Source organism: Paenibacillus hexagrammi, from assembly GCF_021513275.1.
Lineage (GTDB): Bacteria > Bacillota > Bacilli > Paenibacillales > NBRC-103111 > Paenibacillus_E > Paenibacillus_E hexagrammi.
In genome coordinates this window covers 6,090,657-6,113,360 of sequence record NZ_CP090978.1, presented here as the reverse complement: position 1 = coordinate 6,113,360, position 22,704 = coordinate 6,090,657, and the positions used below count along the sequence as shown (strand labels likewise).

15 protein-coding genes, 3 rRNA genes and 1 pseudogene are annotated in these 22,704 nt (G+C 45.2%); 13 read left to right on the top strand and 6 right to left on the bottom strand.

Annotated features, from left to right (window positions below; genetic code table 11):
• From mnmG to rpmH, 6 genes and pseudogenes are all read right to left on the bottom strand, one after another.
• A pseudogene (gene mnmG, locus L0M14_RS31270) lies at positions 1–1,891 on the bottom strand (tRNA uridine-5-carboxymethylaminomethyl(34) synthesis enzyme MnmG).
• A gap of 56 nt (positions 1,892–1,947) precedes the next feature.
• A complete protein-coding gene (gene mnmE, locus L0M14_RS27990) occupies positions 1,948–3,324 on the bottom strand; it encodes a tRNA uridine-5-carboxymethylaminomethyl(34) synthesis GTPase MnmE (protein ID WP_235119660.1) in 1,377 nt (458 codons plus the stop codon).
• A gap of 76 nt (positions 3,325–3,400) precedes the next feature.
• On the bottom strand, positions 3,401–4,018 hold the full coding sequence (jag, locus tag L0M14_RS27985; protein ID WP_235119659.1) for an RNA-binding cell elongation regulator Jag/EloR: 618 nt from the start codon (positions 4,016–4,018) through the stop codon (positions 3,401–3,403).
• Positions 4,015–4,770, bottom strand: a complete 756-nt coding sequence (yidC, locus tag L0M14_RS27980) for a membrane protein insertase YidC (RefSeq protein ID WP_405030808.1) — start codon at positions 4,768–4,770, stop codon at positions 4,015–4,017. Before yidC ends, jag begins: the two co-directional genes overlap by 4 nt.
• A gap of 70 nt (positions 4,771–4,840) precedes the next feature.
• Complete coding sequence (gene rnpA, locus L0M14_RS27975; protein ID WP_235119658.1) at positions 4,841–5,203, bottom strand: ribonuclease P protein component; 363 nt, start codon at positions 5,201–5,203, stop codon at positions 4,841–4,843.
• A 145-nt stretch (positions 5,204–5,348) separates the two neighbouring features.
• Positions 5,349–5,483, bottom strand: a complete 135-nt coding sequence (gene rpmH / locus L0M14_RS27970; RefSeq protein ID WP_235119656.1) for a 50S ribosomal protein L34 — start codon at positions 5,481–5,483, stop codon at positions 5,349–5,351.
• A 498-nt stretch (positions 5,484–5,981) separates the two neighbouring features.
• Between rpmH and dnaA the strand changes: the two genes are divergently transcribed.
• From dnaA to L0M14_RS27910, 13 genes are all read left to right on the top strand, one after another.
• Positions 5,982–7,088: a chromosomal replication initiator protein DnaA gene (gene dnaA, locus L0M14_RS27965; RefSeq protein ID WP_405030807.1), complete on the top strand. Its 1,107-nt coding sequence runs from the start codon at positions 5,982–5,984 to the stop codon at positions 7,086–7,088.
• Positions 7,058–7,348 carry a helix-turn-helix domain-containing protein gene (locus tag L0M14_RS32285; RefSeq protein WP_405031151.1) on the top strand — a complete coding sequence of 97 codons (291 nt, stop codon included), beginning with the start codon at positions 7,058–7,060 and terminating at the stop codon, positions 7,346–7,348. The genes dnaA and L0M14_RS32285 overlap by 31 nt, the downstream gene beginning before the upstream one ends.
• Positions 7,349–7,551: 203 nt before the next feature.
• Complete coding sequence (gene dnaN, locus L0M14_RS27960) at positions 7,552–8,694, top strand: DNA polymerase III subunit beta (RefSeq protein ID WP_235119655.1); 1,143 nt, start codon at positions 7,552–7,554, stop codon at positions 8,692–8,694.
• Positions 8,695–8,733: 39 nt separating this feature from the next.
• Positions 8,734–8,949: a S4 domain-containing protein YaaA gene (gene yaaA, locus L0M14_RS27955; protein ID WP_235119654.1), complete on the top strand. Its 216-nt coding sequence runs from the start codon at positions 8,734–8,736 to the stop codon at positions 8,947–8,949.
• Between the two features lie 28 nt (positions 8,950–8,977).
• Positions 8,978–10,096 (top strand): DNA replication/repair protein RecF, encoded by a 1,119-nt coding sequence (recF, locus tag L0M14_RS27950; RefSeq protein WP_235119653.1) that lies wholly within the window; start codon positions 8,978–8,980, stop codon positions 10,094–10,096.
• A gap of 6 nt (positions 10,097–10,102) precedes the next feature.
• Positions 10,103–10,351 carry an extracellular matrix regulator RemB gene (remB, locus tag L0M14_RS27945; RefSeq protein WP_235119652.1) on the top strand — a complete coding sequence of 83 codons (249 nt, stop codon included), beginning with the start codon at positions 10,103–10,105 and terminating at the stop codon, positions 10,349–10,351.
• Positions 10,352–10,387: 36 nt separating this feature from the next.
• Complete coding sequence (gene gyrB, locus L0M14_RS27940; protein WP_235119651.1) at positions 10,388–12,304, top strand: DNA topoisomerase (ATP-hydrolyzing) subunit B; 1,917 nt, start codon at positions 10,388–10,390, stop codon at positions 12,302–12,304.
• A gap of 51 nt (positions 12,305–12,355) precedes the next feature.
• On the top strand, positions 12,356–14,827 hold the full coding sequence (gyrA, locus tag L0M14_RS27935; protein WP_235119650.1) for a DNA gyrase subunit A: 2,472 nt from the start codon (positions 12,356–12,358) through the stop codon (positions 14,825–14,827).
• 85 nt (positions 14,828–14,912) lie between these two features.
• Positions 14,913–15,983 carry an HD-GYP domain-containing protein gene (locus tag L0M14_RS27930; protein WP_235119648.1) on the top strand — a complete coding sequence of 357 codons (1,071 nt, stop codon included), beginning with the start codon at positions 14,913–14,915 and terminating at the stop codon, positions 15,981–15,983.
• A gap of 321 nt (positions 15,984–16,304) precedes the next feature.
• A 16S ribosomal RNA gene (locus L0M14_RS27925) occupies positions 16,305–17,846 on the top strand.
• Between the two features lie 207 nt (positions 17,847–18,053).
• A 23S ribosomal RNA gene (locus tag L0M14_RS27920) occupies positions 18,054–20,972 on the top strand.
• A 180-nt stretch (positions 20,973–21,152) separates the two neighbouring features.
• Positions 21,153–21,269 (top strand): 5S ribosomal RNA (gene rrf, locus L0M14_RS27915).
• The 16S, 23S and 5S rRNA genes sit together here, the layout of an rRNA operon.
• A gap of 102 nt (positions 21,270–21,371) precedes the next feature.
• Entirely contained in the window at positions 21,372–22,625 is a 1,254-nt protein-coding gene (locus L0M14_RS27910; protein WP_235119647.1) for a putative glycoside hydrolase, read from the top strand.
• Positions 22,626–22,704 lie beyond the last annotated feature (79 nt).

The window sequence follows — 22,704 nt, the reverse complement described above, 5'->3', positions numbered from 1 at the left end:
TTACCCTCTTGAAGCCGTGACTCTATTGTAATGTTCCAAATACACCAACAAAATTGAAATGTCAGCCGGTGTCACCCCAGAGATACGCGATGCTTGCCCTATGGATACAGGGCGAATCTTCGTCAACTTTTGCTTCGCTTCTGTAGCGATACCATGGATTTCGCTGTATTCGATATCATCAGGGATTTTCTTTTTCTCCATTTTGCGAAGTCTTTCTACCTGGGCCAGTTGCTTTTCGATGTACCCGGCATACTTCACCTGAATTTCTACTTGTTCTTTCATTTCATCCGTTAGCTCTAACGGAGATGGCGACATTTGCTCAATATGCCCATATTCCACTTCCGGTCTGCGAAGTAAAGATAGTGCGTCAACAGAATTGTTCAAAGTCACGCTATTTAAACTCTCCAATATCGCCTGCACGTGCGGCTCAGGACGGACTTTAGACGTTCTCAAACGTTCGATCTCTTGCTCAACCAAATCTTTCTTCTGCAAAAATATCTGATAGCGTTCCTCAGGGATCAGTCCAATTTCATAGCCGATGGGAGTCAACCGCAAATCCGCATTGTCATGACGAAGCAGCAAACGATATTCCGCTCTTGAAGTCAGCAAACGATACGGTTCGCTTGTGCCCTTAGTAACAAGATCATCGATAAGTACACCAATGTATCCCTCAGAACGATCGAGGATAACAGCTTCTTTGTTTTGCGCTTTACGTGCTGCGTTAATGCCAGCCATGATACCCTGCCCAGCAGCTTCTTCATACCCGGAAGTTCCGTTAATTTGACCAGCAGTGAACAAACCGCTGACCACCTTGGTTTCAAGTGATGGCTTCAATTGAGTTGGAATAACAGCATCATACTCAATTGCATATCCGGTACGCATCATTTCTACCTTTTCAAGACCCGGGATAGATCGAAGAATGTTTAACTGTACATCCTCAGGCATACTCGTCGAGAGACCTTGCACATAGTATTCAGACGTGTTACGACCTTCCGGCTCCAAAAAAGATTTGGTGCTTTGGCTTATCAGCAAAACGAACGATTTTATCTTCAATAGAAGGACAATAACGTGGACCTGTACCTTCAATAGCCCCCGAGAACATTGGAGCTCGGTGCAGGTTATCATTGATAATCTTATGTGTACCTTCCGATGTGTAAGTTAACCAGCAAGGGATTTGTTCGCCTACGCCTTCTTTCGTTTCATAAGAGAAGAATTTGGGATTCTCATCACCAGGCTGAATTTCTGTTTTCTCAAAATCAATCGTGTCTTTGTGTACCCGCGGCGGCGTACCTGTCTTAAAGCGGACTAGATCCAATCCAAGCTTACGCAGAGATTCGGAGAGTTTAACTGCCGGCTGCTGATTATTCGGGCCACTCTCATACATAAGCTCACCAATAATAACTTTCCCCCGCAGATAGGTGCCTGTCGTAAGTACGACGCATTTCGCATAGTATTCAGCGCCTGTTTTCGTAATGACCCCTTTGCAAACACCGTCTTCTACGATCAAATCCTCAGCCATACCTTGACGAAGAGTCAAGTTCTCTGTAGCTTCTATAGTTTCTTTCATTTTGTGCTGATACAAAAACTTATCCGCTTGAGCACGCAAAGCATGGACTGCAGGTCCTTTACCGGTATTCAGCATTCGCATTTGAATGTAGGTTTTGTCAATATTTCTGCCCATCTCTCCGCCTAAGGCGTCAATCTCCCTAACAACATGGCCCTTTGCAGGACCACCAATAGATGGATTACACGGCATAAAAGCCACCATATCCAAGTTAATTGTGAGCAATAGTGTATTACAGCCCATTCTTGCTGAGGCAAGAGCTGCCTCACAACCGGCATGTCCGGCACCGATCACAATGACTTCATAATCGCCAGCATGATATCCCATTTCTCATTCTTCCTCCCTCTTTTTTGAAAACCAAAAATGAAAATCGTAAAATCCAATCATTTACCCAAACAAAACTGTGTAAAAATCTGATCGATCAATGATTCCCCCACGGAATCCCCTATAATCTCACCTAACTGCTCCCACGCAGCTCGAATATCAATCTGAATCATATCAATTGGCACATAATCTGCATTTGCATCCAGAGCATCCTGCAGTGATTTCAGCGCCTGCTTCAATAAGGAAATATGTCTTACATTACTCACATAGGTTAAATCAGCGGATTCCAATTTTCCCTCAAAGAATATGGAGGATATCGCTTTTTCCAAGCTATCCACACCACGATTTTCAAGCAAAGATAATTCTACAATCCGTTCATCCGAAAAATAAGCACGTACTTGATCGAGATCAATTCGTCTCGGCAAATCGATCTTATTCAAAATGACGATTGTTTGCTTCTCGGCTAATTGCTTCATCATGACAAGCTCATCCATCTGAAGCTCTTCATTGCTATTCAAGACCAGCAAGATCAAATCCGCCTCAGCAAGCGCACTCTTGGATCGTTCCACTCCGATTCGCTCAACAATATCTGTTGTTTCCCGTATCCCTGCAGTATCCAGCAGCTTCAGCGGAATTCCACCCACATTTACGAATTCCTCAATGACATCCCGAGTCGTTCCAGGTATATCGGTAACAATAGCCCTGTTTTCTTGGGCCAATTCATTAAGAAGAGAGGATTTTCCCACATTCGGTCTGCCGACGATAGCGGTCTCAATCCCCTCACGTAATATCTTACCTTGCTGTGCTGTATGGAGCAGCCTTTCAATTTCTGTCTTAACCAACGTACATTTGTCTCTAATCAAAACATTGGTCATTTCCTCGACGTCATGCTCCGGATAATCAATATTCACCTCAACATGCGCCATTAATTCAACTAATTGATGCCTTAGCAGCTTGATTTCTTTGGACAGCTTGCCTTCAACCTGCTTTAATGCAACCTTGAAAGCCCGATCCGATTTGGCTCTGATCAAGTCAATTACAGCTTCAGCCTGTGTCAAATCAATACGGCCATTCAGAAAAGCCCTCTTCGTAAATTCCCCTGGTTCAGCTAAACGAATACCTTGAAGCAAAAGCAAATCAAGTACTTTCTTAACGGAAACGATTCCCCCATGACAGCTAACTTCCACGACATCCTCCATCGTAAACGATCTCGGATTTTTCATAACAGTCACAAGTACTTCTTCTAGCTTTTCCGTTGTTCCCGGTTCAACGATATGCCCATAATGCACGGTATGTGTAGCTGCATCAGGCAGTCTAATTTTGGAGTGAAACACTCGGTCGACCAAAGGAATTGAATCATCTCCACTAACTCTTATAACAGAAATGCCCCCCTCGCCAAGTGGCGTCGATATGGCGGCAATCGTATCTTTTAACATCCTTTTCACCTCGATAAAGTCCCTATATGAAAGAAAAAGCAATGACATGAACCAAGTCATTGCAGCGAATTAACCATTATTTAAGGGCGATAACCACTCTACGGTTCGGTTCCTCGCCTTTACTATATGTTTTAACTAATCGATGATTCTGAAGCTCGGAATGGATAACTTTTCGTTCCTGAGAATTCATCGGTTCCAATATCACTTCTTTTTTCGACTTAATCACACGGTTCGCAAGCCTTACAGCCAGTTCCTCTAGCGTTTTCTTCCGTCTTTCACGGAAATTCTCCGCATCTAAGATTATACGCAAATGTGAATTCGAATATCGGTTCGCTACAATGTTAACCAAATATTGCAGCGCGTCCAAAGTTTGTCCTCTTTTGCCGATCAATATACCAAGCTCAGGACCGCTTAAGCTCAAGACCGTGCCTTCTTTATCTTTACGCTGATCTATGGTGATGGAAATTTGCATCGTCTTGAAAATATCCTGTAAAAAAAGGTTCGCTTCCTCAAGCGGGTCCGGTATCAATTCTAGCTCGACTTTCGCCTCTTTAGAACCGATGAAACCGAGGAACCCTTTGGAGGGCTGCTCGAGAATATGAATATGAACACGATCTTCAGATACTTGCCATTTAGCGAGACCGGCTTTTACCGCATCTTCGATGGTTTTTCCAGTCACCACGATTTTTTTCATTTGGACAGGCCACCCTTATTTTTTTGAGATCCAGGAGAACCATAAATAAAGTAAGACTGAACAATTGTGAAAATGTTACCGTATATCCAGTAAAGCGGCAGAGCGGCAGCGAAATTCATCGACATGACAAAAATCATTACCGGAAAAATAAACAACAGGCTTTTCATCTGCTGATTCATTTGTGAAGACATGAACTTCTGCTGAATGAAAGTTGTTGCAGCCGCGATCAGTGGCAGAATGTAATAATGATCCGGTGAACCTAAGTTCAACCATAAGAACGTATGCTCACGAATATGTTCGTTCCGCATAATCGACTGATACAATGCAATCAAAATTGGCATCTGAATAACAATCGGGAAACAACCTGCAAGCGGATTGACTCCATTTTGTTGAAACAGCTTCATCGTTTCTTCCTGCTGTTTCTTAGCGTCATCCTTGTATTTCTCTTTCAACTTCTTCATTTCTGGTTGCAAATCTTGCATCCGTTTGGAGCTTTTATACTGCTTGAGTGTCAGAGGCAATATAATGAGACGAATAATGATCGTGACGACCAGGATGGAGAGACCGTACTGACCCCATAAGTGATCTGCGAACCAATCAAGCGTTTCTGATAAAGGGTACACAAAATACTTCGTGAAAGGATTTGCGGTGTTTAAATCAATGGGTGCCGTGGCAGCAGTATGTGGCGCACAACCGGCGAGCAAAACGAGCATCGCTGCAGCGGCAGCAAGCAAATAGATTCGACGAGTCAAAATGAGGTCCTCCTATATATCTTTTCCAACATAAACTATACCACAACTTCTATGCACAAGGAAATACGAGCTACTTTTTTACGGGCTCGCTTCTTTTCGGATTAGAAAAGGCTTTCCTAATAACATGGTTCAAACTCTTTTCAATTTCGTGATAGTCCATTTCCGCCGCAGGCTTTCTTGCGATCAAGACATAATCGAAGTGAGGCGGCATCGAATCCTTACGCAGACGGATAACTTCCTTTATTACACGGCGAAGACGGTTGCGAACAACCGCATTACCTACTTTCTTACTAACGGATATGCCTAACCGGAATTCCTCCTGCTTTGGCTGAGCCAAGTAATATAGTACAAATTGATGATTTGCCATCGATTTGCCATACCGGTAAACCTTATTAAAATCTTCTCTTCTGGCCAACCTATATTTCTTTTCCACAGATAAGCACAACTCCAGGCAAGCAGGCCCCTTCATCAAAGGTTGCTTATATATAATCTATTTATTCAGTGTAACCGCATCGTTTTGAATCGAAACCCCAATTTCTTCTGTAGACACAAAAAAAAGCCCCTTTCGGAGCCTCTCTTTATGCGCTAAGAATTTTTCTTCCTTTTAGACGACGAGCGCTCAGCACTTTACGGCCGTTCTTCGTGCTCATTCTTTTACGGAAGCCATGGTTTTTCTTGCGCTTTCTCGTATTAGGGTTAAACGTTGGACCCATCTATAGCACCTCCCTGTTCGAGGATATCCATCCTTCAAATTTCTTTAATCATTAAAGCATTTTCGCAGCGAAAAGTCAACCAGCACATAGGATCGCCAAGATTGGACAATTTAATGCTAAAGAACAACCTGTGTATAAAATTTCGAGCGCAAAAATCAAAGAATGTCGAAAATTAACAGAATATCAACAATATCTTGTGCTGTGTATAAAACCTATGCACAACTTATTGAAATTGTGGATAAAGGTAAACAATCCGTTGATTAAGCCGTCATCTTTTGATAAGATGATAATGTTTCTGTTGTGGATAGTCCTCACACATCCTCAAAATTATCAACAGCCTGTGGATAACATTGTGAACAATTTTCCCTCTCAACGAATAAGTCTTTTTAACCGATTCTTAGTTGTGTGGATAAAACGACAAAACCTACTCTTTTCTGACATGCCATTCCTCTTGCTGGCCTTATGCCACATGTACGAATTTCAAAGGAGTGAATTACTGTGGAAGGCCATACTAACGATTTATGGCAGCAAGTCTTGTCCATCATTCAAACCAAGCTGAGCAAGCCCAGTTTCGATACATGGTTAAAATCAACCAAAGCTTCAGTATTTACAGATGCTTCGGTTGTTATTTGCGCGCCGAACAATTTTGCTAGGGAGTGGCTCGAAAGCCGCTACACCAAACTAATAGAAGGAACCATCTACGATTTCACCGGCAAACGAGTTGAGGTCAAATTCATCATCGAAACCGAAGAGCAGAAGTCACAAGCTGCTGCGCCGACAGGTGTTGTAGTTCCGCCCAAAGGCCCGGTCATTACAGCCCAAGAAGAGAATTTCACCAATATGATGAACGCACGCTACACATTTGACACGTTCGTCATCGGTTCGGGCAACCGCTTTGCACATGCAGCATCACTAGCGGTAGCGGAAGCGCCGGCCAAAGCTTATAACCCTCTCTTCTTATATGGAGGAGTTGGACTCGGCAAAACTCACTTAATGCATGCGATCGGCCATTACGTACTGGAGCACAATCCCAAAGCGAGAGTTTTATATATCTCATCCGAGAAATTTACGAACGAATTTATCAATACCGTGATCCTTCATAACCGCGGTGAAGATTTCCGCAATAAATATAGGTCTATCGATGTTCTGCTAATTGACGATATTCAATTCTTAGCTGGAAAAGAAGGTACACAAGAGGAATTTTTCCATACATTCAATGCGCTTCATGAAGAAGGCAAACAAATTATTATCTCGAGTGACCGTCCGCCCAAAGAGATCCCAACTCTTGAAGATCGGCTGCGATCAAGATTCGAATGGGGACTTATTACCGATATCCAGCCGCCCGACCTGGAAACACGAATCGCGATTCTACGCAAGAAAGCGAAAGCGGAAAATCTAGAAATTCCGAATGAAGCGATGAATTACATTGCGAATCAGATCGATACGAACATTCGTGAGCTGGAGGGTGCCTTGATTCGCGTAGTAGCCTATTCTTCCTTAATCAATCAAGACATTAGTGTTCACTTAGCAGCCGAAGCGCTGAAGGATATCATTCCTTCAAGCAGGCCTAGGTCATTACGATTCAGGATATTCAGCAAAAAGTAGGCGAATTCTATGGGCTGAAGCTTGAAGATTTCAAAGCGAGGAAACGAACGAAGGCAGTAGCCTTCCCGCGGCAGGTTGCCATGTACCTAGCGAGGGAGCTGACTGACTTCTCCCTTCCGAAGATCGGAGAAAATTTCGGTGGGCGTGACCATACTACCGTTATACATGCGCATGAAAAAATAACCGAGTCGTTAAAAGCCGATCAGGAATTATATAAAATCATTCATACCTTAATTGAGAAAATCAAAAATCCGTCGTAATCGGATCCCATCTATAAACAATAGCCTTAAGCCTATGCACAATCTATTCACATGTGGATAGGCTTGATTTTTGAGTGTTTCGTCCACATATCCACATATTCAGTGGCCCTACTTCTATTACTAAAAATAATTCAAATATTAAAATATGTTATTATAGATCAATATGCTCGTTCATCGAAAAAAAGAACCGCAGGAGTGAAAATATGAAACTAACCATTTTGAAAGACCATCTAATTGAATCCATTGGTCACGTTTCCAAGGCTATATCGAGCAGAACCACAATTCCTATCCTCACCGGGATAAAAATAGATGCAAACCATCACGGCGTTACACTAACCGCCAGCGATACCGATATTTCTATTCAAAGCTTTACAACTACAGAAAATGGGAACTTGAGAATTATTGAATTATTTCGCCCTGGCAGTGTAGTGCTTCCCGCTAAATTCTTTGTAGAAATTATTCGAAAGCTTCCCTCTCAATCGATTGAGATTGAGGTCGGACAGCATTTTCAAACGACCATTCGGTCCGGTTCCTCCGAAATTCAAATTATGGGACTTGACCCAGACGAATACCCGCTTTTGCCACAAATCGAAGAAGATAAAATGATTCGTGTTCCTAGCGATCTCTTAAAAATGATGATCAAGCAAACTTCATTTGCTGTTTCGACCAATGAGTCCACACCTATTCTAACCGGTGTACTGTGGCATATTAGCGGCGACAAGTTGAAGTTTATTGCATGCGACCGTCACCGCCTGGCAAGCCGGGAAATCACGATTGACAATGAAACCGCGCAAAACTTGCAAAATATCGTCATATCCGGGAGAACCCTTAATGAACTAAGCAAAATTTTGCCGGATCAAAACTCCCTTATAGACATTGTTATTTCGGACAATCAGGTTTTATTCAAGATTCATTCGATTTTGTTCTATTCGAGAATTCTGGATGGTACCTATCCGGATACGTCTAAGCTGATTCCGCAGTCTTTTCAAACTGAAATGGTAGTTCCAACCAAAGGATTAGCTGAAGCGATCGACCGCGCTTATTTATTGTCGCGAGAGGACAAAACCAATATTGTGAAAATGATTATGCGTGAGGATCAGACTATAGAGATTTCCTCCAGCTCCTCCGAGCTAGGTAAAGTAACCGAGCAAATTAACCTGCAAAGTATTAGTGGTGAGCTGCTTCGAATCTCTTTTAACTCTAAATACATGCTCGATGCGCTTAAGGTTCTCGATTCTGATTTTATTCATATTGGATTTACCGGTGCTATGCAGCCGATTATTATTAAGCCTGAGGATACCTCCAATATTCTTCAGTTGATTCTTCCTTACCGCACGACGAACTAATCCACATGTGCATAACTTTTCAAAAAAGGGAGCTGCCGTATGAAGCAAATCGCTATTCGCGATGAATACATCACGTTGGGACAATTTTTAAAGCTGTCGGACTGTATATCCACAGGTGGACAAGCTAAATTTTTTGTGCAAGAGACGAAAATTGAAGTGAACGGACAAGCGGAGAACCGCAGAGGACGAAAGCTGGTACCGCGAGATGTGGTATCGGTTGAGGGCTTCGGACAATTTGAAGTGGTAAGCTCCTGATAGCGCCGGGCTTCCAGGAGGGTCTGCCATGTTTTTAAATAAGCTGAAGGTGAATCACTATCGGAATTATGAGCAGGTAGAGCTAACAACGGACAGCAATATCAACATTTTTGTCGGCCCCAACGCTCAAGGGAAAACGAATCTGCTCGAATCCATCTATGTCCTGGCCATGACGAAATCGCATAGGACCCATCAGGATAAAGAACTGATCGGTTGGAATCAAGATCATACCAGTCTGCACGCCGAGGTCACTAAGCGATACGGCAGCTGCAAGCTGGACCTTGCTATTTCCCCTAAAGGAAAAAAAGCAAAGATAAACGGCCTGGAGCAAAAAAAACTGAGTAATTTTATCGGTGCTCTTAATGTCGTTATGTTTGCCCCCGAAGATTTGGAAATCGTGAAAGGGACCCCGGGGATCAGACGGCGATTCCTGGATATGGAGATCGGACAGGTGCATCCAGCCTATCTCTATGATTTGTCCCAGTATCAAAAAATACTGCTGCAGCGTAATAATTACTTGAAGCAGTCGGGTCCTGTCAAAGCGTCATTAGACCCCATGCTGGAGATCTGGAACGAACAATTAGCCCAGTATGGTGTTAAAATCATGAAAAAGCGTCAAAGCTTTATTAAGAAGCTCCAACAATGGGCGGAAACTATTCATAGAGGGATAACCAATCATAACGAAGAGCTCAGAATCCGCTACTCCCCATCGTTCGACATCCAGGACTTTGAAGATGAATCTGTTTTCTTAGAACAATTTATGATAAAGTTATCACAGGTTAAAGATCAGGAATTTCGCAGAGGTGTAACCCTGGTGGGCCCTCACCGCGACGATCTTCTTTTTTACATCAATGAGAAAGAAGTTCAAACTTACGGATCTCAGGGACAGCAGCGCACAACTGCCCTATCGCTTAAGCTGGCCGAGATTGAACTCATTCATGAGGAAGTCGGCGAATACCCTCTTCTATTGCTGGATGACGTACTTTCGGAGCTGGACGAATATAGACAGACTCAACTTATTCAGACATTTCAACAAAAGGTGCAAACGTTTATAACAACAACCGGTCTGGATAGCGTTCATATGGATAAGCTGGACCACGCTTCCGTGTTCCATGTTTTGAAAGGAAATGTAAGTAGCAGGAGCTGATGCGAATTGTTTATACATTTGGGCGGAGAAAAGATTATTCGGGCTTCCGAGTTGATTGCTATATTTGACATTTCCATCGAGAAGTCTTCCAAAATATCAAAGCAGTTTATCCAGTTTGCCAGCAAGAATAAAAATATCGAGAAAATCGGCGAGGAAGAGTGCAAATCGCTCGTGGTTACGCAGAGTAAAGTCTATTACTCCCCAATCTCTTCAACGACTCTTAAGAAAAGAGCTCATCAATTATTGACGAACTAACCGGTTTTCACTATAAAAAAGCAGGTGGAGATTAACATGTCTGTGAATCAAAATGCGTATGATGAAAGCCAGATTCAGGTTCTGGAAGGCTTAGAAGCAGTCCGGAAACGGCCTGGGATGTATATCGGCTCGACCAGCTCTCGCGGACTTCATCATCTCGTGTGGGAGGTTGTCGATAATAGTATCGACGAGGCTCTGGCCGGATTTTGTACGAGAATTGATGTCATCGTTCACAAAAATAATAGTATAACCGTCATTGATAACGGACGGGGAATTCCAGTCGGCGAGAACGCAAAGCTAAAACGTCCGACTCTTGAGGTTGTTCTCACCGTGCTTCACGCAGGCGGTAAATTCGGCGGAGATGAATCTGGTTATAAGGTTTCCGGAGGGCTGCATGGTGTAGGTATCTCCGTTGTAAATGCGCTTTCTGAGACATTGACCGTTCAAGTAAAGCGCGAAGGAAAGATTTATCAACAGGAGTACCGTCGAGGTACGCCTCAATACGATGTCAAAGAGGTCGGAGAAACAGAAGAAACAGGGACGATAGTAAAGTTCCAGCCGGACCCGGAAATTTTCAAAGAAACCACCGAATACGACTACGATATCTTGCAAGCTAGGATTCGTGAGCTGGCGTTTTTGAATAAAGGAATCGAAATTAACCTACTGGATGAGCGTACTGATACTTCGAATACATACATGTACGAGGGCGGTATCATTTCCTTTGTTGAGTACTTGAACCGGAATCGCGAGGCAGTGAACCAAACTCCGATTTACGTGGAAGGCTCCAAAGATAATATCTCCATCGAGATTGCCTTACAATACAACGACAGCTATACAGAAAACATTTATTCTTTCGCTAACAATATCAATACTCACGAGGGCGGAACACACGAATCCGGTTTTAAAAGTGCTTTGACACGGATTCTGAACGACTATGCCCGCAAAAGCAACTCCATCAAAGAGAGTGACTCCAATCTCTCGGGCGATGATGTACGTGAAGGACTGGCTGCAATTATTTCGGTGAAAATTCCCGAGCCTCAGTTCGAGGGTCAAACGAAGACGAAGCTAGGTAACAGTGAAGTCCGCGGTATTGTGGAGTCTTTGTTTGCCGAGAAGCTGCAGACTTTCCTGGAAGAGAACCCGGCTACCGCTAAACGCATTGTAGAAAAAGGCGTACAGGCCGCTCGTGCGAGAGAAGCAGCTCGTAAAGCAAGAGAGCTTACAAGACGTAAGAGTGCGCTTGAGGTTAGTTCTCTCCCTGGTAAGCTTGCGGACTGCTCCTCCAAGGATGCGTCAATCAGTGAAATTTACATCGTAGAAGGTGACTCCGCGGGGGGATCTGCCAAGCAGGGGCGCGACCGTCATTTCCAAGCTATTTTGCCACTGCGCGGTAAAATTTTGAACGTGGAAAAAGCGAGACTTGATAAGATTTTATCGAATACAGAGATTCGAGCCATGATCACAGCCTTCGGTACCGGAATTAGTGATGACTTCGATATCGCTAAGGCTCGCTATCACAAAATCATCATTATGACCGATGCTGATGTCGACGGCGCGCATATCCGTACCCTGCTGCTAACTTTCTTTTACCGTTACATGAAGAAGCTGATCGAATACGGCTATGTCTATATCGCACAACCCCCTCTCTATAAACTCGAACGTAATAAGATCATTCGTTATGCTTATAATGACAAGCAGCGTGAGGAAATTATGCAAGAGTTCGGAGATAGTATGAAGGTGAACGTACAGCGCTATAAAGGTCTAGGAGAGATGAATCCAGATCAGCTTTGGGAAACCACCATGGACCCGGAGAGCCGAACTCTTTTGCAGGTTACCATTGAGGACGCCATTGAAGCGGACTCCATCTTTGATGCTCTGATGGGAGATAACGTAGAACCGCGCAGAGATTTTATCGAAGAGCATGCGAAATACGTGAAAAACTTGGATTTCTAAAATCGACGTCTTAGGCGTTGCATATGATGTAAGCTTTCAGGAGGAACATTCATGAGCGAAGAATTACATTCGCAAGTCAAAGAAATCGATATTGGTACGGAGATGCGCACATCCTTCCTGGATTATGCGATGAGTATTATCGTCTCGCGTGCCCTGCCTGATGTAAGAGATGGACTTAAACCGGTTCATCGGCGTATTTTGTATGCCATGTCAGAGCTGGGAATGTCACCGGATAAACCTTACAAGAAGTCGGCTAGAATCGTCGGCGAAGTAATCGGTAAATATCATCCGCATGGTGACAGCGCTGTTTATGAGACCATGGTACGTATGGCCCAGGATTTTTCACTCCGCTATATGCTTGTAGACGGTCATGGTAACTTCGGTTCGATTGACGGTGATATGGCTGCTGCGATGCGTTATACGGAGGCTCGTTTATCCAAAATTGCGATGGAACTTCTTCGTGATATTAACAAAGAAACCATTGATTATGCGCCTAACTACGACGGTGAAGAGCAAGAACCGGTTGTACTGCCTTCTCGTTTCCCTAACCTATTGGTCAACGGAAGCTCTGGTATTGCGGTAGGTATGGCTACTAACATACCTCCTCATAATTTGCGTGAGGTTATCGAAGGCATTCAGATGCTAATTGAAAATCCCGACATAACGCCGCTTGAGCTGATGACAGCTATTAAAGGCCCCGATTTCCCTACAGCTGGGTTAATCTTAGGCCGTGAAGGGATTCGGCAGGCCTATTCAACGGGCAGAGGCTCCGTTACCATGCGAGCTCGCACGAACATCGAGGAAACAGGTAATAAGGCCAAGATTATCGTCACAGAACTTCCATACCAAGTGAATAAAGCACGACTGGTTGAAAAAATAGCCGAGTTAGTCAGAGAAAAGAAAATCGACGGAATTACTGATCTTCGCGACGAGTCCGACCGTAACGGAATGAGGATTGTCATTGAGCTTCGAAGAGATGTGAATCCGAATGTTGTGCTGAATAACTTGTTTAAACAAACGGCGATGCAGTCCAATTTCGGTATCATCATGCTAGCCCTCGTAAACGGCGAACCTAAAGTGTTGAACTTACGTCAGATGCTGCATTATTATCTCAAACATCAGCAGGAAGTAATTCGTCGCCGTACCGAGTATGATCTGCGCAAAGCTGAGGCTCGCGCACATATTCTAGAAGGATTGCGTATTGCGTTGGATCATCTCGATGAAGTCATTGCGCTCATCCGTTCTTCACAAACGACCGATGAAGCCCGGGAAGGCTTGATCAACACATTCAGCTTAAGTTATGAGCAGGCACAGGCTATTCTGGATATGCGTTTGCAGCGCCTGACAGGCTTAGAGCGTGAGAAGATCGAGGCTGAATATGCCGAGCTTATGAAAAAAATCGCTGAATACAAGGCAATTCTGGCTGATGAGCAGCTAATCCTTGGCATCATCAGTGAAGAGCTGAAAGAGATTAAAGAGAAATTCGGAGACGAGAGACGCTCTGAAATCACCATAGGTGAAGAAAGCATCGAAGATGAGGATCTCATACCACGCGAAGATGTAGTTATAACAATTACGCATACCGGCTACATCAAGCGACTTCCAGTAACGACATATCGAAGCCAGAAGCGCGGTGGGCGTGGTGTTGTTGGGATGGGTACCAAAGACGATGACTTTGTAGAGCATTTGTTCGTAACCAACACGCATCATTACCTGATGTTCTTTACTGATAAAGGGAAGGTATATCGTCTGAAAGCTTACGAGATCCCGGACCTGAGCAGAACGGCACGGGGAACGCCGATTATTAACTTAATTCAGATCGAACAGGGCGAAACCGTGAATGCGGTAATTCCGGTAGAGAGCTTTGAGACTGAACAATATCTGTTCTTTGCCACAAAGCAGGGTATAGTGAAGAAAACCCCGATTAATGATTATTCCAATATCCGCAAGGGCGGATTGATTGCTATTAATTTGCGGGAAGACGACGATTTGATCGGCGTCAAGCTGACAGATGGTAATCAAGGCATCATTATGGGGACTAAATTCGGTATGTCCATTCATTTCCCTGAACAAGAAGTTCGTTCAATGGGGAGATCGGCTACAGGGGTTAAAGGAATCCATCTGGATGAAGACGATGCGGTAATCGATATGGATGTTGTGCACCAAGACAATAGCGTACTTATCGTAACCTCGAAAGGGTTTGGTAAACGAACACCTGTCGGCGAGTACCGGATGCAGTCCCGCGGAGGTAAAGGTATCAAAACCTTGAATGTCACGGATAAAAACGGCCTAGTCGTAGGACTTAAAGTTGTGCAAGAAGACGAGGACCTCATGATTATCACGGCATCAGGAACTGTTATTCGTACCAGTATGTCTGGAATTTCCTTGATGGGTCGTAATACACAAGGTGTGCGTCTCATTAACATTCGAGAAGACGATGAAGTAGGAACACTGGCTCGAGTTCAGAAAAATGAGGAACAGAATGATGATTTGGATGAAGAATCGGAAGATACGGAATCCTAAAAATAAAATGTCGGGATGGGCTTACAAACCCATCCTTTTTATTTTACAATGAAGGTAAGACCAACTAGTAAAGCGAGTGAATGATGTGCCAACAATAGCCGTTACTCAATTGAAATATGGAGACAAGCTAGGCGACAACGTTGTAACGAAGCTGGGCAATATACTTTTTAATAAAGGGAAACTACTTTCAGAAAGAGATATTGAAATTCTTAAAGCTTTTCTTATTCCATCCGTTTCGATTGAATCAAAGACAAGCAGCTCTGAGCCGGAAAGTATTTCAAGCGAACCGAGAATTGAAGAAAGCACTGCATCACATTCATTTCATACGGAATACCAGAGTATGTTAACCCTGCTCAAGAGAGTATTCCATTTGGTTAACGGTGGACAGCCGATCCCGATACTCGATGTACGAACTAGATTAGAGGCATTAATCCAACACATTGATTCGTATAAGGTGCTTACCTATACACCTAAGAATCCTAATCTTCAGGATTATTTGTATCATAACAGCATTATGGTCAGCTTAACTTCCTATTTGCTAGCGAAGTGGCATGGAATGCCTCAAAAAGATCTCATGCAAATCGCATTAGGAGGATTACTTCACGATATTGGTAATGCGAAGGTTGATTACGCGATTCTTGAGAAGAAACACTCGCTTACCCGGCCTGAAATGGAGGAAATCAAGCAACATACCTTGATTGGGTATAATGTCCTTAAGAACTTGAGCGCAATTAACGAGGGAGCCAAATTAAGTGCGTTGCAGCACCATGAACGAGAAGACGGATCCGGCTATCCGTTAGGAGTTAAAGGCGATAAGATTCACATCTATGCTAAGATCATTGCAATTGCGGATATTTATCATGCTATGACAAGCGATCGTTTCTACCGTTATGGATTTTCCCCCTATTTGGTGCTGGAGCAGCTGTTTACAGAATCGTTTGGTAAGCTTGACCCCACACTTGTTCAGGTTTTCATAAACAAATCTACACAGATTAGCAATGGAACTTTAGTAAAGCTAAACGATAATCGTGTGGGTGAAATTGTGTTCTCAGATCGTGCCTATCCGACAAGGCCTTGGGTGAACATTAATGGAACTATCGTGAACTTGGCTATTGAACGCAGTCTCTTTATTGAAGAAGTCATTGGCCATGTGTAAATAGTTGAATGCCTTGTGCAAAGCACAGGGTATTTTCTTTTTCAATAAAAAGCTTGCATTCATTATCTAGATTTGGTATATTACTTCTTGTCGCTTCGAAAGCCGAACGAAAGAAATAAAAAAAACTTGCAATTGGCTGAATGAATGTGATATATTAATCAAGTCGCCCTCGAGAGATGGCGGGTTTGAACGAAAGAAATTGTTCTTTGAAAACTGAACAACGAGTGAAGAAGCAAGTCGAGAAATCGACTTAAAACAAAGAGATTATAAAATCTCGTCAGCTTTGAAATTGAGCTATTCAGCTTAACAATAGGTAATACCTTATTGGAGAGTTTGATCCTGGCTCAGGACGAACGCTGGCGGCGTGCCTAATACATGCAAGTCGAGCGGGTTTGTCCCTTCGGGGACAAGCTAGCGGCGGACGGGTGAGTAACACGTAGGCAACCTGCCTGTAAGACCGGGATAACTATCGGAAACGATAGCTAAGACCGGATAGCTGGTTTCTCTGCATGGAGAGATCATGAAACACGGTGCAAGCTGTGGCTTACAGATGGGCCTGCGGCGCATTAGCTAGTTGGTGAGGTAACGGCTCACCAAGGCGACGATGCGTAGCCGACCTGAGAGGGTGAACGGCCACACTGGGACTGAGACACGGCCCAGACTCCTACGGGAGGCAGCAGTAGGGAATCTTCCGCAATGGACGAAAGTCTGACGGAGCAACGCCGCGTGAGTGATGAAGGTTTTCGGATCGTAAAGCTCTGTTGCCCTAGACGAACAGCATCAGGAGTAACTGCCTGGTGTGTGACGGTATAGGAGAAGAAAGCCCCGGCTAACTACGTGCCAGCAGCCGCGGTAATACGTAGGGGGCAAGCGTTGTCCGGAATTATTGGGCGTAAAGCGCGCGCAGGCGGCTATTTAAGTTTGGTGTTTAAGCCCGGGGCTCAACCCCGGTTCGCATCGAAAACTGGATGGCTTGAGTGTAGGAGAGGAAAGTGGAATTCCACGTGTAGCGGTGAAATGCGTAGAGATGTGGAGGAACACCAGTGGCGAAGGCGACTTTCTGGCCTATAACTGACGCTGAGGCGCGAAAGCGTGGGGAGCAAACAGGATTAGATACCCTGGTAGTCCACGCCGTAAACGATGCATGCTAGGTGTCGGGGATTCGATTCCTCGGTGCCGAAGTAAACACAGTAAGCATGCCGCCTGGGGAGTACGCTCGCAAGAGTGAAACTCAAAGGAATTGACGGGGACCCGCACAAGCAGTGGAGTATGTGGTTTAATTCGAAGCAACGCGAAGAACCTTACCAGGTCTTGACATCCCTCTGACCGCTCTAGAGATAGGGCTTCCCTTCGGGGCAGAGGAGACAGGTGGTGCATGGTTGTCGTCAGCTCGTGTCGTGAGATGTTGGGTTAAGTCCCGCAACGAGCGCAACCCTTGATCTTAGTTGCCAGCACTTCGGGTGGGCACTCTAAGATGACTGCCGGTGACAAACCGGAGGAAGGTGGGGATGACGTCAAATCATCATGCCCCTTATGACCTGGGCTACACACGTACTACAATGGTCGTTACAACGGGAAGCGAAGGAGCGATCTGGAGCCAATCCTAAAAAGGCGATCTCAGTTCGGATTGCAGGCTGCAACTCGCCTGCATGAAGTCGGAATTGCTAGTAATCGCGGATCAGCATGCCGCGGTGAATACGTTCCCGGGTCTTGTACACACCGCCCGTCACACCACGAGAGTTTACAACACCCGAAGTCGGTGAGGTAACCGCAAGGAGCCAGCCGCCGAAGGTGGGGTAGATGATTGGGGTGAAGTCGTAACAAGGTAGCCGTATCGGAAGGTGCGGCTGGATCACCTCCTTTCTATGGAGACTCGGTTCTGCAACGAACCAGTCAAGTGCTCTTGGAGCACAAATAGCTTCTTCACTCGTGTTCAGTTTTGAAAGGTCAATCCTTTCAAAGTAATGCATTTGTTCCTTGAAAACTAGATAACGAAAACGAAACGTAAAGCGTGAAACTTAGAAATCCTTTTCGACATCTGGTCAACAGATGAAGAAAGTACATTCTAGTGGTTAAGCTAGAAAGAGCACACGGAGGATGCCTAGGCGCTAGGAGCCGAAGAAGGACGTGGCGAACGACGAAATGCCTCGGGGAGCCGTAAGCAGGCTTTGATCCGGGGATGTCCGAATGGGGGAACCCAGCTGTGGTAATGCGCAGTTACTATGCAGTGAATACATAGCTGCATGAGAGGCATACCCAGGGAACTGAAACATCTAAGTACCTGGAGGAAAAGAAAACAAAATGTGATTCCGTCAGTAGCGGCGAGCGAAAGCGGATTAGCCCAAACCAAGGAGCTTGCTCCTTGGGGTTGTAGGACCTCAACGTGGCAAAAGTTTGTTAGGTGAAGTGATCTGGAAAGGTCCGGCAAAGAGGGTAAAAGCCCCGTAGCCAAAAACAAACGTATGCCTAGAGGGATCCTGAGTACGGCGGGACACGTGAAACCCCGTCGGAATCCGGCAGGACCATCTGCCAAGGCTAAATACTACCTAGCGACCGATAGTGAAGCAGTACCGTGAGGGAAAGGTGAAAAGCACCGCGGAAGCGGAGTGAAAAAGAACCTGAAACCGTGTGCTTACAAGAAGTCAGAGCCCTCTTTATGGGTGATGGCGTGCCTTTTGTAGAATGAACCGGCGAGTTACGTTCCCGTGCGAGGTTAAGCTGAAGAAGCGGAGCCGTAGCGAAAGCGAGTCTGAATAGGGCGCTTTAGTACGTGGACGTAGACCCGAAACCGTGTGATCTACCCCTGTCCAGGGTGAAGGTGAGGTAACACTCACTGGAGGCCCGAACCCACGAATGTTGAAAAATTCGGGGATGAGGTGGGGGTAGCGGAGAAATTCCAATCGAACTCGGAGATAGCTGGTTCTCCCCGAAATAGCTTTAGGGCTAGCCTCGGAATCAAGAGTTGTGGAGGTAAAGCACTGATTGGGTGCGGGGCCCGCCAAGGGTTACCAAGTCCAGTCAAACTCTGAATGCCACAAACTCATATCCGGGAGTCAGACAGTGAGTGCTAAGATCCATTGTCAAAAGGGAAACAGCCCAGACCATCAGCTAAGGTCCCCAAGTGTGTGTTAAGTGGGAAAGGATGTGGAGTTGCACAGACAACCAGGATGTTGGCTTAGAAGCAGCCACCATTGAAAGAGTGCGTAATAGCTCACTGGTCGAGTGACTCTGCGCCGAAAATGTAACGGGGCTAAACACGCCACCGAAGCTATGGCATGTACGTAAGTACTTGGGTAGGGGAGCGTTGAATGCGGGTAGAAGTCAGACCGGAAGGACTGGTGGACTGCATTCAAGTGAGAATGCCGGTATAAGTAACGAAAAGATCAGTGAGAATCTGATCCGCCGAAAGCCTAAGGGTTCCTGAGGAAGGTTCGTCCGCTCAGGGTCAGTCGGGACCTAAGGCGAGGCCGAAAGGCGTAGTCGATGGACAACAGGTTGATATTCCTGTACCACCGTAGCCGTTATGAGCGATGGAGTGACGCAGAAGGATAGTGACGCGAGCTGATGGATGCTCGTCCAAGCAGTGAGGCTGGTGTGTAGGCAAATCCGCACACCATAAGGCTGGGCTGTGATGGGGAGGGAAACTTATAGTACCGAAGGTCATGATTTCACACTGCCAAGAAAAGCTTCTAGCCAGGCGAAGGTGCCCGTACCGCAAACCGACACAGGTGGGCGAGAAGAGAATTCTAAGGCGCGCGGAAGAACTCTCGTTAAGGAACTCGGCAAAATGACCCCGTAACTTCGGGAGAAGGGGTGCCTCGGTAGGGTGAATAGCCCGAGGGGGCCGCAGTGAAAAGGCCCAAGCGACTGTTTAGCAAAAACACAGGTCTGTGCGAAGCCGCAAGGCGAAGTATACGGGCTGACGCCTGCCCGGTGCTGGAAGGTTAAGGGGAGCGGTTAGGGGTTTACCCCGAAGCTGTGAACCGAAGCCCCAGTAAACGGCGGCCGTAACTATAACGGTCCTAAGGTAGCGAAATTCCTTGTCAGGTAAATTCTGACCCGCACGAATGGCGTAACGACTTGGGCGCTGTCTCAACGAGAGATCCGGTGAAATTTTAATACCTGTGAAGATGCAGGTTACCCGCGACAAGACGGAAAGACCCCATGGAGCTTTACTGCAGCTTGATATTGGACTTTGGTACGATCTGTACAGGATAGGTGGGAGCCGTAGAAGCCTGAGCGCCAGCTTGGGTGGAGGCGCCGTTGGGATACCACCCTGATCGTATCGGAGTTCTAACCTTGTACCGTGAACCGGTATGGGGACAGTGTCAGGTGGGCAGTTTGACTGGGGCGGTCGCCTCCTAAAAAGTAACGGAGGCGTCTAAAGGTTCCCTCAGAATGGTTGGAAATCATTCGAAGAGTGCAAAGGCATAAGGGAGCTTGACTGCGAGACAAACAGGTCGAGCAGGGACGAAAGTCGGGCTTAGTGATCCGGTGGTACCGAATGGAAGGGCCATCGCTCAACGGATAAAAGCTACCCTGGGGATAACAGGCTTATCTCCCCCAAGAGTCCACATCGACGGGGAGGTTTGGCACCTCGATGTCGGCTCATCGCATCCTGGGGCTGAAGTAGGTCCCAAGGGTTGGGCTGTTCGCCCATTAAAGCGGTACGCGAGCTGGGTTCAGAACGTCGTGAGACAGTTCGGTCCCTATCTGTCGCGGGCGTAGGAAATTTGAGAGGAGCTGTCCTTAGTACGAGAGGACCGGGATGGACGTACCGCTGGTGTACCAGTTGTCTCGCCAGAGGCATAGCTGGGTAGCTATGTATGGAAGGGATAAGCGCTGAAAGCATCTAAGCGTGAAGCCCACCTCAAGATGAGATTTCCCAATTCGTAAGACCCCTTGTAGACGACGAGGTTGATAGGTTCGAGGTGGAAGTGCAGCAATGTATGGAGCTGACGAATACTAATCGGTCGAGGGCTTAACCTAAATACCCAAGAAAGTGAAGAAGAGCTTCGAAGCATATTCCGAATACTTTCTCGGGGCCCGGAACAAAACCGGTAAACAAATACTCACACTTTACGTAAGTTTCGTATCTAGTTTTCAGGGTGCAAGCCTTGAAGAAAGCTTATGCTTTCGTAGTCAGTTTTGCTAAAGCAAAACTCTTAGTTTGGTGATGATGGCGGAGGGGATCCACGCGTTCCCATCTCGAACACGACCGTTAAGCCCTCCAGCGTCAATGGTACTTGAACCGAAGGGTTCTGGGAGAGTAGAACGTTGCCAAGCAACAAAAGAGTCTTTTTGGGTGAAATCCCAGAAAGACTCTTTTTCTTTAATCGTTACAAATTGATGAATTTAACCATACTAGCCCTATGAGGAGGGATTGGTATGGAAAGACTTTTACTAAGAAGTACAACGCTTATTTTGTTAGTATCTGTGATTATCTTACAGAACGGATGTACTGGACAGCCTGATTCAGCAACTCATCAAATAAATCCGCAGGCTCATTCATCGGCAGTGCCTATCCCTAAATCCCAGGAAGAAAAGCCAAAAGCATCGCCTACAACGGAAGCGCCACCTTCGCCACCTTCACCATCAACTTATCCACCTAATGGGCCTAGAGTACAAAGTACGAATGACAATAGGCAGCCGATATCACAGAATGTCCAAGTAAAAGGGATCTACGTATCTGCTTGGTCAACAGTTGGCAGCAAGTTCGATAAGCTTGTAAAGTTAGTGGATGATACAGATCTAAACGCAATGGTGATTGATGTTAAGAATGACTCCGGTCAGGTTACACATCCTTCTAAGGTTCCTTTAGTAAATGAAATTGGGGCCAATAGTAATATTATAATTAAGGATATGAAGGCAAAGCTTCTATATCTGAAAGAGAAAAACATATACTCCATAGCAAGAATTGTTGTTTTTAAAGATCCATACCTAAGTAAAAAGAAACCGGATTATGCCATGAAACGTAAATCGGGAGGGGTATGGAAGGACAATAAAGGTATTGCTTGGGTGGACCCATATATAGAAGATGTATGGAATTATAACATTGAAATTGCGAAAGAGGCTGCAAGTCTGGGCTTCGACGAAATTCAGTTTGATTATGTTCGTTTCCCTGATAACGGAAGAAAAGTAGATAAGGAAGTTACATTTAGTAATAATCGTGGATGGTCAAAGCCGGAGGTCATTGAGGGCTTTTTAAAAAGAGCTAAAGAGCAAATTAAAGGTACACCCATCTCTGCAGATGTATTTGGCTTAACAACATCATCAGATAATGATATGGGTATCGGGCAAGAGTGGAATCGAATTAGTAAGTATGTCAATACCATATCGCCTATGCTTTATCCTTCACATTATTCTAGTGGTGTGTATGGAGTGAAGCATCCTGATTTACAGCCGTATGCGATTATCCATAAAGCAATTGGAGATGCTATTTTAAAGAATAATATTTTACAGAAACAAGGAATACAGGCCGCAGGGATTAGACCCTGGTTTCAAGATTTTACGGCGACTTGGGTAAAGCCACATCAAACATATGATGCCAATGATGTACGAGAGCAAGTAAAAGCAGCGAAAGAATATCAGGTAGAACAATTCATTTTGTGGAATTCAACAAGCACTTATACGTATCGTTAACGCAATCTTCATATTTAGATGATATCGATTTGGAATAGAGTCCTTTTCCTTGACACGAAAAAAAGGCTTTTGTTACTAT

Excerpts from the sequence above, each read along its gene's own strand:
- rpmH (WP_235119656.1), bottom strand. The coding sequence starts at position 5,483 with ATGGGTCCAACGTTTAACCCTAATACGAGAAAGCGCAAGAAAAACCAT.
- dnaN (WP_235119655.1), top strand. The coding sequence starts at position 7,552 with ATGAAACTAACCATTTTGAAAGACCATCTAATTGAATCCATTGGTCAC.
- L0M14_RS27910 (WP_235119647.1), top strand. The coding sequence starts at position 21,372 with ATGGAAAGACTTTTACTAAGAAGTACAACGCTTATTTTGTTAGTATCT.
- mnmE (WP_235119660.1), bottom strand. The coding sequence starts at position 3,324 with ATGTTAAAAGATACGATTGCCGCCATATCGACGCCACTTGGCGAGGGG.
- jag (WP_235119659.1), bottom strand. The coding sequence starts at position 4,018 with ATGAAAAAAATCGTGGTGACTGGAAAAACCATCGAAGATGCGGTAAAA.
- recF (WP_235119653.1), top strand. The coding sequence starts at position 8,978 with ATGTTTTTAAATAAGCTGAAGGTGAATCACTATCGGAATTATGAGCAG.
- gyrA (WP_235119650.1), top strand. The coding sequence starts at position 12,356 with ATGAGCGAAGAATTACATTCGCAAGTCAAAGAAATCGATATTGGTACG.
- gyrB (WP_235119651.1), top strand. The coding sequence starts at position 10,388 with ATGTCTGTGAATCAAAATGCGTATGATGAAAGCCAGATTCAGGTTCTG.
- yaaA (WP_235119654.1), top strand. The coding sequence starts at position 8,734 with ATGAAGCAAATCGCTATTCGCGATGAATACATCACGTTGGGACAATTT.